The sequence below is a fragment of the Streptomyces tauricus genome (genome assembly GCF_014650955.1).
GTDB classification, from domain to species: Bacteria; Actinomycetota; Actinomycetes; order Streptomycetales; family Streptomycetaceae; genus Streptomyces; species Streptomyces tauricus.
Genome location: NZ_BMVY01000047.1, coordinates 1 through 14,982 on the forward strand (window position 1 = coordinate 1; position 14,982 = coordinate 14,982).

General features: G+C 67.6%; 17 protein-coding genes and 3 pseudogenes. 7 read left to right on the plus strand and 13 right to left on the minus strand.

Annotated features, from left to right (window positions below; genetic code table 11):
* Positions 1 to 158: 158 nt before the first annotated feature.
* The 5 genes and pseudogenes from IE278_RS37920 to IE278_RS37935 all read right to left on the minus strand — a co-directional run bounded on the left by IE278_RS37920 (position 159) and on the right by IE278_RS37935 (position 3,769).
* Positions 159 to 581 carry a hypothetical protein gene (locus IE278_RS37920; protein WP_189779564.1) on the minus strand — a complete coding sequence of 141 codons (423 nt, stop codon included), beginning with the start codon at positions 579 to 581 and terminating at the stop codon, positions 159 to 161.
* 293 nt (positions 582 to 874) lie between these two features.
* Positions 875 to 1,357: pseudogene (locus IE278_RS43325) on the minus strand (thioesterase family protein); the annotation flags it as partial.
* 20 nt (positions 1,358 to 1,377) lie between these two features.
* Positions 1,378 to 1,551, minus strand: coding sequence for an LLM class flavin-dependent oxidoreductase (locus tag IE278_RS41890; protein WP_246571374.1), 174 nt, complete (start codon positions 1,549 to 1,551; stop codon positions 1,378 to 1,380).
* A gap of 732 nt (positions 1,552 to 2,283) precedes the next feature.
* Positions 2,284 to 2,832: a TetR/AcrR family transcriptional regulator gene (locus tag IE278_RS37930; RefSeq protein ID WP_189779565.1), complete on the minus strand. Its 549-nt coding sequence runs from the start codon at positions 2,830 to 2,832 to the stop codon at positions 2,284 to 2,286.
* A 31-nt stretch (positions 2,833 to 2,863) separates the two neighbouring features.
* Entirely contained in the window at positions 2,864 to 3,769 is a 906-nt protein-coding gene (locus IE278_RS37935; protein ID WP_189779566.1) for an SAM-dependent methyltransferase, read from the minus strand.
* Between IE278_RS37935 and IE278_RS37940 the strand changes: the two genes are divergently transcribed.
* The gene (locus IE278_RS37940; protein ID WP_246571377.1) at positions 3,768 to 4,625 is read left to right on the plus strand and encodes an SDR family NAD(P)-dependent oxidoreductase; all 858 of its coding nucleotides are present in this window, start codon (positions 3,768 to 3,770) and stop codon (positions 4,623 to 4,625) included. The genes IE278_RS37935 and IE278_RS37940 overlap by 2 nt on opposite strands.
* Positions 4,626 to 4,648: 23 nt before the next feature.
* Here IE278_RS37940 and IE278_RS43435 read toward each other — a convergent pair.
* Positions 4,649 to 5,338, minus strand: a pseudogene (locus IE278_RS43435) (IS701 family transposase); the annotation flags it as partial.
* Positions 5,339 to 5,364: 26 nt separating this feature from the next.
* Here IE278_RS43435 and IE278_RS43440 point away from each other — a divergent pair.
* Positions 5,365 to 5,529, plus strand: coding sequence for an MmyB family transcriptional regulator (locus tag IE278_RS43440; RefSeq protein WP_213089777.1), 165 nt, complete (start codon positions 5,365 to 5,367; stop codon positions 5,527 to 5,529).
* A gap of 59 nt (positions 5,530 to 5,588) precedes the next feature.
* Here IE278_RS43440 and IE278_RS37950 read toward each other — a convergent pair whose 3' ends face one another.
* From IE278_RS37950 to IE278_RS37965, 4 genes and pseudogenes are all read right to left on the minus strand, one after another.
* Positions 5,589 to 6,707: an MMPL family transporter gene (locus IE278_RS37950; RefSeq protein ID WP_189779567.1), complete on the minus strand. Its 1,119-nt coding sequence runs from the start codon at positions 6,705 to 6,707 to the stop codon at positions 5,589 to 5,591.
* 372 nt (positions 6,708 to 7,079) lie between these two features.
* Positions 7,080 to 7,307, minus strand: coding sequence for an MMPL family transporter (locus tag IE278_RS43330; protein ID WP_246571383.1), 228 nt, complete (start codon positions 7,305 to 7,307; stop codon positions 7,080 to 7,082).
* Positions 7,308 to 7,345: 38 nt separating this feature from the next.
* Positions 7,346 to 7,804 (minus strand): annotated as a pseudogene (locus IE278_RS37960) (transposase); the annotation flags it as partial.
* Positions 7,805 to 7,990: 186 nt separating this feature from the next.
* A complete protein-coding gene (locus IE278_RS37965) occupies positions 7,991 to 8,587 on the minus strand; it encodes a TetR/AcrR family transcriptional regulator (protein WP_189779569.1) in 597 nt (198 codons plus the stop codon).
* Positions 8,588 to 8,665: 78 nt separating this feature from the next.
* Between IE278_RS37965 and IE278_RS37970 the strand changes: the two genes are divergently transcribed.
* The 4 genes from IE278_RS37970 to IE278_RS43335 all read left to right on the plus strand — a co-directional run bounded on the left by IE278_RS37970 (position 8,666) and on the right by IE278_RS43335 (position 10,975).
* Positions 8,666 to 9,361 carry an amidohydrolase family protein gene (locus tag IE278_RS37970; protein ID WP_246571402.1) on the plus strand — a complete coding sequence of 232 codons (696 nt, stop codon included), beginning with the start codon at positions 8,666 to 8,668 and terminating at the stop codon, positions 9,359 to 9,361.
* 72 nt (positions 9,362 to 9,433) lie between these two features.
* Positions 9,434 to 9,574 (plus strand): hypothetical protein, encoded by a 141-nt coding sequence (locus IE278_RS42650; protein WP_246571405.1) that lies wholly within the window; start codon positions 9,434 to 9,436, stop codon positions 9,572 to 9,574.
* Positions 9,571 to 10,425, plus strand: coding sequence for an alpha/beta hydrolase (locus IE278_RS37975; protein WP_189779570.1), 855 nt, complete (start codon positions 9,571 to 9,573; stop codon positions 10,423 to 10,425). The genes IE278_RS42650 and IE278_RS37975 overlap by 4 nt, the downstream gene beginning before the upstream one ends.
* A 154-nt stretch (positions 10,426 to 10,579) precedes the next feature.
* Positions 10,580 to 10,975, plus strand: coding sequence for a pentapeptide repeat-containing protein (locus tag IE278_RS43335; protein ID WP_213089770.1), 396 nt, complete (start codon positions 10,580 to 10,582; stop codon positions 10,973 to 10,975).
* Positions 10,976 to 11,355: 380 nt separating this feature from the next.
* On the opposite strand, the gene IE278_RS37985 is transcribed toward IE278_RS43335, so the two are convergent.
* From IE278_RS37985 to IE278_RS37995, 3 genes are read right to left on the minus strand one after another with little or no spacing between them, the layout of a single operon-like run.
* Entirely contained in the window at positions 11,356 to 11,553 is a 198-nt protein-coding gene (locus tag IE278_RS37985) for a hypothetical protein (protein WP_189779572.1), read from the minus strand.
* Between the two features lie 18 nt (positions 11,554 to 11,571).
* Positions 11,572 to 12,918: an ISKra4 family transposase gene (locus tag IE278_RS37990; protein ID WP_189779573.1), complete on the minus strand. Its 1,347-nt coding sequence runs from the start codon at positions 12,916 to 12,918 to the stop codon at positions 11,572 to 11,574.
* A 33-nt stretch (positions 12,919 to 12,951) separates the two neighbouring features.
* The gene (locus IE278_RS37995) at positions 12,952 to 13,569 is read right to left on the minus strand and encodes a hypothetical protein (protein ID WP_189779574.1); all 618 of its coding nucleotides are present in this window, start codon (positions 13,567 to 13,569) and stop codon (positions 12,952 to 12,954) included.
* 247 nt (positions 13,570 to 13,816) lie between these two features.
* Here IE278_RS37995 and IE278_RS38000 point away from each other — a divergent pair, with 247 nt between their 5' ends.
* A complete protein-coding gene (locus tag IE278_RS38000) occupies positions 13,817 to 14,839 on the plus strand; it encodes a LacI family DNA-binding transcriptional regulator (protein WP_189779575.1) in 1,023 nt (340 codons plus the stop codon).
* The last annotated feature ends 143 nt before the right edge of the window (positions 14,840 to 14,982 follow it).

Below are 14,982 nucleotides of genomic sequence, written 5' to 3' on the forward strand. Positions count from 1 at the left end.
CTACAAGATCCCGTTCACCGAGCCCTTGACGTCACCATCGGGCCCTTAACTTCGTGGCATTGCATGATCCACCAGCGGTGATCATTTGAAGACACTGCCTAGGCGGACGATCGGGCAACAACGGGGCTACACGCTCCCACAGGTCATCAGGCACAAGATCAACGGACACCCAACGGAATCTGCCGACACAGCACCCAACTGCCAAGCCCCACAACGACTTTCATTCTGAAATGATCAGCTGTGCCGAAGGAACCGCCCCCGTCGGTGTGTGCAGCACAGCGTCGGCCCGTGCGGTGACCCGGTTGCGGGCCCGCGCTGTGCAGCGCCATCGTCACCTCCGTCGACCAGCAACTCACCGAATCCACCCCGGCCGCAGCAGCGGGTTCGGCCGGGCGAGGCGGGGCAGCGCGGGGCAGGCTGTCTTTCTCCAGCACCGTTTCGAACTGCAGCGAGTCGCCATGTTGCCTTGCCGTCGCAAGAATCGACGTGGGTTGTTGGCTCTGCTCGACCAGAAGGTACGGCCTGGTGGTGAACCCGCCGTGTGAGCGGCCCAGCCCGTGATCACAGGGCTTGGTGAACACACCGCCCGGCGGTTCTTTCTGCAGGTCACCCGGCCGACGAGCCCGGCTTGATGCTGGTGCGCACGGTATACCTTGGAGGCAACGCTGAGGCCCCCACATGATGGCATCGTTCGCGTCACCAGGGGCTGATGTTGGGCAAGATGTGGACGCCAGTCGATCAGCGTGCTTCCACGTTCGGAGGCATAGGCGAGGAACCCGGGCCGGGGTGGGGGCGCACAGGAAGGCGAGGAGCTCGCGGGCGAAGGGGACATTCTTCGGGCACGAACTGGCCTTGCCCGGAATCACTGCACCGGTCAGCCACCGCGCGACCGCGTTGAGACTGTCAGCGAGTCGGGCGCCTGTGTGGAACCCGTTCTCCCTGCCATCGGTGGGCAGGGGCGCCCTGCCCACCGATGGCACCCGTCACGGTGATGGCGGCCGAGGACGGTTGGCATTCTCCAGCATGACGAAATCGTCCGATCTAAGGTCGTTGACTGCGGCGGCCAGGTCGGTGGCGCCGTGATCCTCCGCGACCGAAGCCCGATCCAGGCACCGGTCGTCATCACCGTAGCCACGACGGCGTTGTCCGAGTTGGTCATGTCCACTGAGACCTGCCACCGCGCGCCGTCTTCGCTGGCGCCCGTCAACCGATATGCCGCAGTGATCGTTTCGTCGACATTCACCTCGCGGAGATAGCGAAGCTCGTCCACCGTCGATACCGGCGCGACGCCCGCTTCGGTGATGCGCCGAAGGGTCCAACCCGCCTCAACAAGGTGCACGTATCGAACGTCGGCGCTGTAGTGGAAGTATTACGAAATCATCGCCCCCCAAGGCCGATACCGAGGGTGAGGCGGCCGCCCGAAACACCGTCGATGCTCTGAGCCTCCTTGGCCAGCATACGAGCAGGCCAGACCGGGCCGAGCAGGACGTTACTGATGAGCCCGATACGGTTCGTGGCACCTGCCGCCGCTGCCAGCGCGACTGTGTCCATCACCCCCGGGTAAGCGACACGGCCCACACTGCCCAGGAAAGGCAAACCCCGCGTGTTCTGCGCGACGCGCCCACTCCGGAATGACGTCTGCTCTCACATCGCGTATCTGATTGGGAATTCCGATACCAATTTTCATGAGTGTTCTCCTTCTGTGAAGGGTATTTACCTCGGTTAGTCATGCGTTCACTGCAGGGATTACAATTGCGCAGCATGCTGCTCCCCCGATATTTCGGGGTGTTGAGCGATGCAAGACGCCTGGTTGACCCAAGCCTGATGAATTACGACGGCGCGCTGTGTCCGGTCTCATGGATGTCCGCCATCGACGGGGCGGGGCGATCCCGTTGGCCTGTCGGTTCTTTAGCAGGAACCGACAGGCATCGACGATGTCGGCCATGCCGCCGAGCTCGCCGGTCAGCGTCTTTGCTGGAACTTGTCAAGGGTTCCGGCCAGTCCCGCCCTGCCCTGCCCCGCCAGAACGGGCTGTCCTCGATCGGCCGGGGGTGGATCGCGTTCACCCGCACTGGAGCCGGCTCGACGCTCAGCGTCCGCACCATCCCGGTCACGGCGGTTAACGGCCGTCAGGGTTGTCGAGCCGGGGGGTCTGTGCGATGAAGGCGGGACGAGCGCCGTGGATGCAGGACGCAGCACACCTTCACGGGCACCGTAGGTCGCCTGTACGCGAAGATGGCCACAGATCTTGTCGTGTGAGCGTGCGCCGATTCCAGTTCCTGATCAGTCTGCGAACGCAAGCAGCTCTTCGCGGAACGCTTCGGTGTCAACTTCCACACCGGACGCCACCCGGATCTGAAGGCCGCTCAGCGCGCAGAGGATGAGCTCAGCCCGTCGCTGGGCTGCCGGACCGGGCTCACCGGACGTCTGCTCGATCGAGCGGGCCAGCCACCCGCGCACTCGGACGTGGCGCTCAGCGATCATTGACTGCAGCCGGGCCGAGCTCGTCGCCTTCGCCCACACCTGGCTGCTGATCTGTCCTCGTCGCTGGTCGGTTGCGGCTGCCATCAGCGCCTCTATCGCTTCGTCGAGCGGCACGAGGTTACTGCTTTCCGCATCGAAACGAACACCGAGTGCGCTTTCACTCACCGCCATCACGACCGCGTCCTTGTTGTCGAAATAGCGGTAGACCGTCCCCGTTGCGACGCCGGAGGCATCCACGATGTCGGCCATCGAGGTATCGGAGAATCCCTGTTGAGCGAAGAGCGCCGTGGCGGCATCGATGATCGCCTGGCGACGGTCACGGACTTGTTGTTCGCTCAGTTTTGCCATGGTGCTGACGCGCTCCTCAATGAGCCGGTGTTCACGAAGCTTTCTGAACGGCGTGGAACAGCCACAAGCTCTCGCCGCCCCGTCGGGAATCCCAGTGATCGGGCACCCGCCTGTCGAGTGTGGTCCCGTGTGCGGCGAACGTCGACTCCGTGACGTTCCATTCTGCCGGTGAAAGCCACTGCGCAGGCGGAGCACCCGGACCAGGCGCGGCGTGCGGGAGGATCCCGTCGGTGATGATGTCCGCACTGTCAGGGGCTTTGTCGTCCGTACGGTTCCGAGCAGCGAAATCCGCTCGTTCCTGTGGCGTCGAGGTCGCGTAGTCACCGGCCAGCCAGGTCATCGGCGCAGGGCCGCCGGCGATGCCTTTGACGATGTCATCGCAGATCTGGCGGTCCAGATAGAACAACAGCCCCTCAAGCAGCCACGACGACGGCCGAGCGTTGTCGAACCCCGCCGCGGCGAGCATTTCACGCCACTCCCCCGTCGCATCTGAGGAAATCCTGATCCGCTCGGCGGTCGGTCTCAGATCCGTCCGGGCAAGCAACTCGTCCTTGAACGCATGGACCTCGGCACTGTCGATCTCGAAGATCCGGGTGCCGCGCGGCCACGGCATGCGGTAGGCGCGGACGTCGAGTCCTGAGCCGAGCAGAACCACTTGGCGGGACCCGGCGGCCGCGGTCGCGCGCAGGTGCGTATCGAAGAAGTGGGTGCGGACCGCCATGTAGTCCCCCATCATCCGAGTCAGCGGTGAGGTCGCGCTGACCCCGTCGGCGAGATAGTCCCGCTGGTCCGCGGGCACCTCGCCCCTCAGGGAAACGAGGAGCCGCGCAAGCAGATCGTCGAACAACGCGTCGGGACGGGTGCCTTCGGGCGCCCGCATAGCCGCGGTCGCCACGCCACTGCTGGCGATGGATCCGGGGATCCTCAGCTCACTCATGGACGAACCTTCCGTTCAGCAGCGGAGTTGTGATGATCCGCCGCGCTCCGCCATCATAGGAATGAACGTTCATTCCGACAAGGAGATCATAGTGACAACCCAAGGCACGCAGGGCCACGCACCTCGTACCGCTCTCGTTACCGGATCAACGAGCGGCGTCGGTCGCGCGGCCGCGGTGGCCCTTGCCCAGGCGGGCATGTCGGTCGTCGTGCACGGCCGCGACGCGGAACGCGGGCAGTCGGTCTGCGAGGAGATCCAGGCCGCTGGCGGGACGGCGACGCTGCTGCTGGCAGACCTCGGTGACGTCGCGCAGGTCCGCGAGCTGGCCGAGCGCGCTGAGACGGTGACCGGCGGCATCGACGTACTCGTCAACAACGCCTTCGAACCCGGCATCTACGCACCGAGCGCGGACACCTCGATCGAGGACTTCGAGCTGCGCATCGCGATCAACATGCGGGCGCCGTTCCTGCTCACCTCGGCGCTCGCCCCCGCGATGGCCGAACGCGGCCAGGGCACTGTCGTAAACGTGTCGATGGCCGCAGCCAGCAAGGGGGTACCCGGGATCGCGCTGACGTCGGCGACGAAGGCCGCACTGGAAGCGCTCACCCGCTCCTGGGCGGCCGAGTACGGGCCCCGCGGCGTCCGGGTCAACACCGTCAGCCCGGGCGTCGTGCTGACGCCGGCCAACGCGCACATGCTCGACCAGATGCATGCCTTCGCGTCCACCACTCCGGCGCAGCGGCCTGCAGAAGTGGCAGAGGTCGCCGCCGTGATCGCGTTCCTTGCGTCGCCGGGTGCGTCTTTCATTCAGGGGGCCAACGTCGCGGTGGACGGCGGAATGCTCGCGGCCTCCTGACAGGGCGCCAGAATCCGTTCTCATCACATGATTGGGTGCCCGCCGTTGGCGTGGGGCCATGTCTTGTGGCATCGGGTTGATGACCGGGGGCCTGGAGTTCGGAGGGCAGGTCCTTGTCCGTCCAGGCTTGCCAGCACCGGTACAGAGTGACGGCGGGGGTGAGCCAGGAACGGACCGCCCGTAAGGGCCCGGGCCAGCAAGGCCGTTGGTGCTGGTGGGATGTGGCTGAGCCCTCTCCCTGGCACGCCATCAGGCCCGATCGGGCGCGGTGGTGTCCAGAGGGCCGGGTGGGGCGAACCACCGGTCCAGCAGAAGGAAGGGGCAGTTGACGGGGGTTTGGTGACGGCGGATGGCTCGGTCGGAGCTGACCTGGAAGTCGGCCCGGCCCAGTCCGTCCTTGATCTGCTCGTAGCTCTGCTCGGTCCAGGGCCGCAGCCCGTAGAGCCGGACGGTTCGGCGAGGCCGGCCTGTGGGCGCGGGCCGGTGGCGGCGTGCGGGACGTCGGGGCGGGGCAGGTCGGTGGCCAGGAACCAGGTGGCTTTCTCCGGCAGCACGCCCGGATCGGTGGTGGCCACCACCGGGCGGCGCGGGCAGTCGGGGCCGTAGCCGGCCAGGCGGGCATCAACAGCCCACCAGGTCTCGGTGTGTCCGTCGCGGAAGTGGCGCTCCACCCGTCTCCAGTCACCCGGATGTTCCGGATCCGTCCCGGCCAGGGGACCGCACATCGGTCACCAAGCACATCACGCACCCGACAGGAGGGCCGCTCGAGTTCGGCGTCGAAGCGGTGACACTCCCCCAGAGCTCCGACCAACAACTGGTGATCTACACGGTCGAGCCCGACTCCCCCACGGCGCGCGCCCTTCCCTCACTCAGCAGTTGCGCGCTGCAAGCGGCCCGTGTGTGAGGCGGTCCCGGCGGTGACCACGTACGACTGGGAGAGCCCGAAGATGCCGCAGAGCCGCTTCACGCCGTCTGGACCGGCTTCTCGCTACGGTTGACTGAGTGTGAGTCAGTGACGGAGCTGGCCCGCCCGAACCACCTAGGCGTACTCGGTCGGCCCCGGCCGTCGGGCATGATCTGCTGGACGGGTTGGCGCGGAGGGTGCTCCCCGCCGGACGTTTCTTCTCGAGCACCACCGTGCCCAACACATCTCCTCAGTCCGTGGTCACCGGTTCGGTGCTTCGGGGCGGGTGCGGGAGCCGTGGTGGGCGCTGCCCGGCCGGGCGTTGGCGGTGACCACCAGTTCACCCGGCCCGCCAGTTGCCTGAACGCCGGGACCAGCACGCCTCGTACGACGGTGGCGTCGATGAGGACGATGGCCGCCAGCGTCGTGCCCAGCGCCACCAGCAGGCTGACCTGGGAGAGCATCAGCGCGCCCATGCTCACGGCGACCACCAGCGCCGCAGTGGTGAACAGCCGTCCCGTGTGCTCGATACCGAAGACGATGGCGGCCGTGTTGTGCCCGGTGCGCCGCCACTCCTCTGCCATGCGGGAGACGAGGAAGACCTCGTAGTCCACGCACAGCCCGAAGGCCAGCGCGGCAGCGAGCAGCGGCATCGTGATCTCCAGCGTGCTCGCGCCTCCCGTGGCCGGCGGTCCGAGGAGCTGGAGGCGCTGGAAGAGCAGGACCATCAGGCCGAGGGCGGCGCCGATGCTGAGCGCGCCCAGGACGGCGGCCTTCAACGCCACCAGCAGGCTCCTGGTGAACAGCAGCAGCATGATGAACACAGCGCACAAGGTGAGCCCCGTCCACCAGGGGAGCGCGTCCATGACGGCTTGCCGGGTGTCGTCGAAGTGGGCGGCTGTCCCGGTCACCAGGGCCGGGCCCGGAGCCGGGGTGGCGCGTACGGCGTCGACCAGGGCGCTGGTCTCCGAGGACTGGACCGGGTCGGCGCCGAAGACCGTGACCAGCGCGCCGGTGCGGGAAGCCGCTCCCGTGTGACGCTTCGCGACGCGCCGGCCCTCAGCGTATTCGCCTGCCGCCGTGCTCACGCGGGCCGCGCCGGGCAGTGCGGCCAGCGTGCGGGCATACGCGTCGAGTTCGGTGGCCCGGGACGCCGCGTCAGTTCGGGGCAGTACCACGGCTGCTGTTCCGGTGCGAAGGAGAAGTCCGCGCGGACGGCGCGGCGGCTGTCCGCGCCTCGGCGCTGGGTAGGAGGACGGACTCGTCGGTCAGCGCGGGCCGAAGCCCCGCGACGGGCAGGGCCAGGCCCAGTAGGAGGACGGCCCCGGCCGTTCCCCACAGCCAGGACCGTGCGGTGACCGCTACGGCAGCCCGTCGCCAGGCCGGGCTGACCGACAGGTCGCCGGAGCCCCGGCACCAGGGTCCGCGACTCGGCAGACGTGGACCATCGAGCCGGCCGCCCAGAGCGGCGACCAGGACAGGAAGGAGGAACAGGGTGCCGGCGGCGCAGAACGCAACGACGATCAGCGAGGCGATCGCGAGGGAACGAATCAGCCCCAGCGGAAAACGAGCAGGCCCGCCATGCACCAGGCCATGGTCAGGGCGCAGAAGACGACGGCCCGGCCGGTGGTGGACATCGCCCGCCCCACAGCCTGTTCGGCGTCCAGACCGCGGGCGCGCTCCTCCCGGTAGCGGGCGAGGGTGAACAGGGCGTAGTCGACGGCGAGGCCGAAGCCGAGGGCGCAGCTGAGGTTCACGGCGAAGACCGAGATCGGCATCAGCCGGGTCGCGACCGCGAGCAGGACCAGAGCTCCCGAGGCCGCGGTCGCGCCGATCGCGCAGGTATGCCCTCGCCGGTCTCGGCAGCCTGCATCCAGGCGACTTACCGGGCTGAGGCGCGGGCGGCTCGCAGCGAAGCGAGTGCAGCCTCGTCGGTGTCGGCGAGCAACCGCCAAGCGGTGGGCGTGGAGGCGACCGGGCCGAACACCCCTGCCTGGTCCCGCAGCACGGCCAGATCCGCGATCGCCTTACCACCATCGGCGAACATCACCGCCAGATCGGTGGCGACCCGGCCCGGATCATGCCCGGTCCCGCGCGGCCGAAGCGACCTGAGAGCGGCGGAGTACGCGGCCGTCAGCCCGGTGGCATCAGCGAGATCCGCCAGCAACCGCGCCCCGGCATGCCCGACCACTCCCGAACCATCGGCACTGACCTGGACCTTGGGACGCAACCCGATAGCCTGCACGTAGAAAGTGCCCTCCGCCTGGACCGACAGAACCCCTCAGCAAGATTCATCGCCCCAGGTCAGGAAGGCACTTTCGCGTTCCCGCCCCAAAGCCAGCCGTACCCAAGCGAAACGGCGAGGCTAGTCCAGCAACCAAGGGTCGAGGCTGCTGGTCAGCGCGTCCGCAGACAGGGTCTGAGGGATCAGGTGAGGCGGCAGCAAGGGCCGAGGGCCTGCTCAACGTTCCGGACGTGATCGTGGAGCGGGTCGGCCATCGCTCATGCGCAGGATCAAGGTGACCGCGTCCTGCGAGCGGGTTCCGGGAGTGAGGACTTTCTGCAGAAGGAGGCCGCGAATCGCGGCGATGGTGACGGTGGCCACCTCCCGCGCTTCCTTCGCCTCGAGCCCTTCGCGTTCCGCGAGTGAGGACAGCATCACGGTCAGGTCGTCGATCGACTCCACGAACTCACGGAAGTCCTCGGGGGCGTACGCGGCCAGGCCGACGACGTGGAAGAAGCCGCGGACACGCGACAGCTGCTCCGGCCGGGTGTAAGTACGCCAGATCGCCGCGACGAAATCGTCGAAGGTTCCCTGCTGGGCCGCCTCCAGAAGTGCCTCGTTGTCACGGGATCGCTGGGCCGTGAGCATGGCGGCCAAGACGCCCGGGAGCGACCTGAAGTGGTAGCGCAACAGGGCGTGGCTGGTCTCGATCCGGGCGGCGATCTCGCGGAGCGACATCGCCGGCGGGGGAAGGGCCTCACCGAAGGCGTCGAGAAGCCGTGCCAGGAGTCGTTCGCGCGCACTGACGTTGCGTTGCGAAGTTGACAGGATCACTCCCACAGTTTATCCATTGGAAAAGAAGCTCGCAACAGCGGAGGATCGACGATGGGACCTGACCATGTGGTCGGCGCGATGGTCATCGACGGATCGGGGCGCGATCCCGGCAACCTCGGCCTCACGATCCAGAGCGGCCGCATCACCCGCCTCGGCGCCTCCAGCGCGCACGGCGAGCGTCTCGATACCGAGGGCTTGACGATGACGCCCGGCCTGAACGACGCTCACGCCCACCTGGGCCTGTCGAGCCCGATCCAGCCGCACTTCTCGTTTCAGATCAGCGCCGCCGAGATCGCGGCGGACATCCTCGCCACGGTCGGCGCGACGCTCGACGCCGGCTTCACCACGGTTCGCGACACCGGCGGGATCGATGGCGGTGTCGTCACCGCCATCGCGAACGGCAAGGTCAGAGGGCCTAGCGTCCTGTCGTGCGGACCTGTTCAGTGCCAGATCGGCGGACACGGCTACTACGGAGCCGCATGGGAACCCACCGAGCTGTGGAGCAGCCACCACATCCCGGGTCTGTGCGCCCTCTCCATGATGGCGGGCAACGCGGACGAGTTGCGGCACAACGTCCGCGAAGCCTTCCGTCGCGGAGCCTCCTTCCCGAAGCTCTGTGTGACAGGCGGAGTGGTGGGCGGACATGATCGGCTGACCGACACCCAGTTCGCCGTCGAAGAGATCGCTGTCGCAGTTCAAGAAGCCGCGGCGCAGAACACCTATATGACAGTCCACGCCCACAACAACGAGGGCATACGCGATGCGCGGCCCTGATGGCCACTCGCGAGATTGCCCTCGCGCCTACGTTCGCCGTCGTCGAGCAGCTGCTGCACGACACCGCCGAAGGTGAGTGTCATCGCTCCTAGCGCGCAGGCAGACCTTCTTCTGTGGAACGGCAATCCGCTGGAAGACCCGGAACTGTTCTCCGACCCCACCAACGCCGTCCTGGTCAGCCAGGCCGGCCAGATCGTAAAGGACCTCAGATGAGCACCATGTGGCAGGGCTGCCTCCCCCACACCGACTACTTCGAGATGCGCTCCAGCGGTGGGCACGACTACGGCGTCTGGGTCACCGCGCCACCGCGCTACGACCCTGCCACAGCGCAAGCACCTGTCGTGTACGTACTCGACGGCAACTGGGCCGTGGGCATGACCGCCCCGCTCATCGTCACCCAACTGGACCCCATGCAGTCGGTTCAGCCCTACGTGCAAGTCAGCGTGGGGTACGCGGGCGAGGAAGCCGAGCACTGGGAGCGGTTGCGCAACCGCGACCTCGTGCCCCCCGGCGAACCCATCGCGAAGGAGTTCATCGATGCGGTGGAGATGGGGGTCGACAGGGGCACGATGACGCGCGAGCAAGCCAACGCCTACCTCGCCGAATTGAGCGACAGCCGCGGGGACATGTTCCTGAACTTCCTTACCGACGACCTGCACCCGCGGATCGAACGCGACTACGGCACAGCCGCGAGCGGTCATGGCCTCTTTGGCTATTCCTACGGCGGACTCTTCAGTCTCTACGCCTGGCTCACCAAGAGCACCTTCTTCGAAAGCATCGGCGCGGGCAGCCCCGGCATCGTCAATGCAGACAGTCAGGTCTTCGCCCGGCTGGAAGCAATGGGTGACACCCTGCCCGACACCAAGCTGCACGTGACCTTCAACGAGCAGGAGATCCTCGGAGACCTGGCGGTCTACCAGAACCTCACGAAGAACACGGCCACGTTCCTTCACCGCCTCACCTCACGCGGCGGATCCGTCACCAGCGCACTCATGCACGAAACCCACGTGACCGGGCTGCAGGCATCGTTCCTCAGCTACCTCAGGACCTGCCGCGCCCAGTGAACCTGGACGCCGCAGCTCTCCTTCCGTCCCATGTGAGTTGACTTCTCTGGAGGTGTACGGGTGGCCGAGCGTGACATCGTCAGCACGACGCCCCCTGCCGTGGGTATCGCCGAATCACTCAGGCGACGGCTGCCCGTCGGCCGAACTCCTCGGCGTGTTCGCGCACCGCTGCTCTGCCACCCGGGCGACGCTCACGAAGGCCCGCCTGTCCGGGGCGACGCTCACGAAGGCCGACCTGTCCGAGGCGGATCTCGTTTCGGCTTTCTGGTCAGAGGAGACCCAGTGGCCTTCCGAGTGCGGGAGCGGTCGGTGTCTCCGAGTGACGGTAGGTGGCGCATCCAGGAAGTTGGGAACAGTGGTGCAGATCCGTCGGAGCCGCCGCTTGCGCCCACCGGGTGACTGCGGAAAAGTCAGAGTCGTTTTAGGCAGGTCTGAGGGATCTGGCCGCCGGGCACGATGCGCCAGAGGTTCCTGCCCTTCCCGCATGCCCGGTAGGCCGGCCCGCTCTTGCGCGTGTGCGATCGCGACGATGCAGGAGCGGGCCCTCTAGCCGCGGCTGAGGTAGTGATGAACGGGGTGAGTTCATCGTCGTCACCGGCCCGTCGTACGGGCCTGGACGCCTGTCGCCGGCGTGCCGGACCGCGACACGTTGCAGGGCGCGCCACTTGCTCTCGCACGGCGCGGCAGCGGATGCGTGTGCCAAAGCCGCGGAGGGGGTGCTGGCTTCTGCCTGAGTGGTGGGCGGGCAGAAGCGGAGAGGACGCGCGCCGCCATCGCGGCCACGGTCATCAGTCTTTGGATCATGGCTGTTGTCCGGTGACATCGATGCTGGATCGTTTGCCGTCGAAGTTGGACTGCCCGGCAGCGCGGCACGGGAACCTTCTGCACTATGTCCAGCACGGTTCCAGGCTGCGCTGTCCAACAGGGCTCTTACAGAAGCGCGTTGCGTTCCGCATTTCGCCGATAGACGTCACGTGCCGCCTGGGTGACGAACCCAGCGACGAAAGCGACCGGGCTGCCATAAAGCAAAGGAGGACCCACATCGGAAATCCAGTCCCCGATGGCGAGAACAGCGACAACGTCGAGGTAGTAGAACAGGAACAGTGCCCCTTGGCCGAGCTTCGTCATCGCCCATCCCCCTTGTGGTCACCGCTCTTTCGCCCATGGCATGCCCGGTCCGTTATGGTCCGACACCGCGCAGGGCCGGGACGCTCCCGCCAGATGGAGGTGCTGCTGTGATGGTTCGCTTTGCGGGTGGCCCGCTCGCCGGGCGCGGGCTGCAGACCACCGACGTCCTAACCTGTCGGCGCGGATCTCGTCGGCGGCCTGTCGGCCGCATCCGCGCAGGACACGGGCGGCCTTGACGGCGATCCAGTCCTCGACAGCCGGATCGGCGAGAGCATGAAAGCAGCGGGACGCGGCCCAGAGTTTCTCGATCAGGTGGACCAGGTCGAGGACGATGTGGATGTTCACGCCGCGGTGTTCGGACTCGGCCTGGATCAGGTCGAGTTGGTGGCGGGCGACGTCGACGAGGACAACCCAGCACCTGCGGTGCTGCGGGTCACGGGCCTGAGCCTGGTCGAAGGCGGCGGCGATGACGTGCTCGGGATCGTGCTCGACTGATCCTGCCAGCCACTTGGCCTGGGCTTTCGGACCGGGGCGCGGCATGCGGGCGGTGCTGCGACCGCCGGGCGTGGCGATGATGTCGTGCGGGCGGCGCACGGCCGGGTCGGCGTCGTCGACGGCGGCCAGGGTCGCCATCCGCTTGCGCCCCGCCTTCTCCCCTACGGCCAGCCGGGTGCGGAAGGTCTGCTTCGCACGCTCGGCCGCCTTGCGGGTGGCCTCGCGCAGATGGCCCGGCCGCATGATGATCCCCTTGCCGTCCGCGGACAGCACCAGCAGCACGTCCGCGCTCTGCGGCGTGGGGATCCGGGCAGCGTGGAACGCGGCCACGTCCACCGCCTCTGCCTGCACGAGGTGTTCGACCTGGCGTTCGCCCACGACCTTCCCGCAGCAGCGGGTGATCGCCTCCATCACGGTGTCATACGAGCCGCGCACCGCCTCGAGCACGGTCAGCTTGCGCACTCCGAGGCTGTACCGCTCGTGCGGCAGGCCGAGCGCCGTATCGGCCGGATAACAGTTGGCCTGCCCCGGCGACCGGAGCACGCACCGGGTGACCCTCACCGTCGCGACGCTGGTGGCCAGTTCGCTGTGATGCCCACGCTCCAGCCGGGTGCGTCCGCCGGCGAGGGCTGCACGTGCGTATGGATCCAGCGCGGTCAGCTCCGCCTCCTCGTGGCGGGCGCGCAGGTCGAGGTGGGCCTGCAGCAGCAGCCGGGCCAGTTCCCGGCCCCGCGCCGCGGCCGTCTCCTCCACGTCTTGATGGGGCAGGGCCAGCGCGGCGGGGCCGGAGAGATCGCAGATCAGCTGAGTGAAGAAAGAAACCGCCTTGGCAAACGGGTCAGCCGTCGCGGCGTGCTCGTAGTCTTGCATCGGGCTCTCTTTCCGGGGCATCGAATGGTCTCGTCACCCTCGACGCCAGGCGCGAGAGCCCTCCCGCTCACCGGCGCGAGGCGACACCACGGAGTCGTTGCCGCGCCCGGGCGCACGCCCCGGAGGCGCCGTGTCCCGCGAAGCGAACAAACCTGGCGCCACCTCGGCGATCCAGTCCCGCCCGCTCAGCCGCGCCAGCTTCGACCGGAACCCTTCCACCTTGCTTTTGTCCGTCGACAGACCCAACACGGAGCACAGCTGATGCGCTCGCATCGGATGTACCGTGTCGGCGAGCACCTCCACGATGTCTGCGTACGCATCCGGCAGCGCCTCAACCCCCAACTGGTCCGTCCACAACGGCACCAGCCGCACCCCAACCGGTGAGCCGGCCTCGAACCGGTCCGCTTGCGCCGCTGGTTCCTCAAGTGCCCCGGCTTCGCCTTCCGGCTCCGTCTCCCCATCCGCGCCGGTGATCGGCCCGTAACCGGACAGGATCTCGGTCATCGTCTCCCGGGTGATCTCCAACCGGGAAACCACGGCTTCCTGCTCGGCCAGCTGCCCCGTCACCTCAGCGATCTGCCCCCGCAGTTCAGTGATCCGAACCCGTGCGGCAGCCTCCCGCCGATCCAGTTCCTCCAGCCACGACACCATCGCCGCCTCCCAGCCCCGAACCCTGGACACGACGATCCGGCAAACGATCCATGGCAGCAACAACCCACCAGGGCGATCTCACTGGAGGAGAGCTACACCCCAGGGGCGAGGGGGCGATCCGGTCGACTGCCCTCAGCGGATCAGTCCGAGTCGGCTCGGACGCGTCGTGGCCGGGCCGCTCTGCCGAGACCCATCGATCGGCACGGCTGTAGCCGTACTATCGGATGATCTCGTGGGGGAGGTCGACATGGGCAGACAGCGCCCTGGCACGCCGACGCTGGAGGAAGTGGCAGCGCTCGCCGGAGTCGGGCGGGGAACCGTCTCCCGGGTCATCAACAACGCGGCCGGAGTCAGGCATTCGACCCGCGTGACCGTGGAACGCGCCATCGCGGAATTGGGGTACGTACCCAACTTGGCCGCCCGCTCCCTGGCCGGACGGCGTGCCGACGCCGTTGCGCTGGTCATGACGGAACCGGACTGGCGGCAGTTCGGTGAGCCCTTCTTCTCCGCTGTCGTCGGCGCCGTCGGCGACGCGCTGACCGACACCGGCGTGCAACTGCTGCTCACCCTGGTCCGCACGGACGTCGAGCGGCAGCACTTCGTCGAGTACGCACGCGGCGGCCGCGTCGACGGTGTCCTGCTGATGTCCGTCCACGCCACGGACCCCTTGCCCGACATGCTGTCCGAAGCGGGTCTGCCCACCGTCCTGCTGGGGCGCCGCTCCGGTGACGAAGCCGTGACCTACGTCGACGCGGACAACGTGGGCGGGGCCCGTGACGCGGTTGCGTACCTGGTACGTACAGGTCGCACGGCCATCGGTACCGTCACCGGGCCGCCCGACATGCACGTCGCCCAGAGCCGGTTGCGTGGGTACCGTGAGGGCCTTGAGCGCGCGGGCGTCGAGATCAGGCCGTCCTGGATCGTCGAGGGTGATTTCACGCAGGAGAGCGGACGCCGCGCGACCGCCGAACTCATCGCCCGGGCGCCGGAAGTGGACGCCGTGCTCGCCGCGTCGGACACGATGGCCGCGGGTGCGCTGGAGGCGCTGCGGGCGGCGCGGCGCCGGGTGCCGGAGGACGTCGCCGTGATCGGCTTCGACGACTTCCCGCTGGCCCAGCGCACCACGCCCCAGCTGACGACCGTGCGCCAACCCATGGAGGAAATGGGCCGCACCATGGTCCAGTTGCTGTTCGACGTGATGCAGGACTCCTCCGGTGCGTGGCGTCACGTGATTCTGCGTACGGAATTGGTGAAGCGCGCGTCGACCTGACAGAAAGTTTCGGGAGCGCTCCCAGTCACCCTCCGATCTGCGGGATCACCGTTGTTGAGCTGGTGGTTTCGAGATTGCTCAGAGTCCTCGACGCGCACAGGGTTGTCAGGGACATGTACGACTTCTACAGTCCCTTGTCAGCA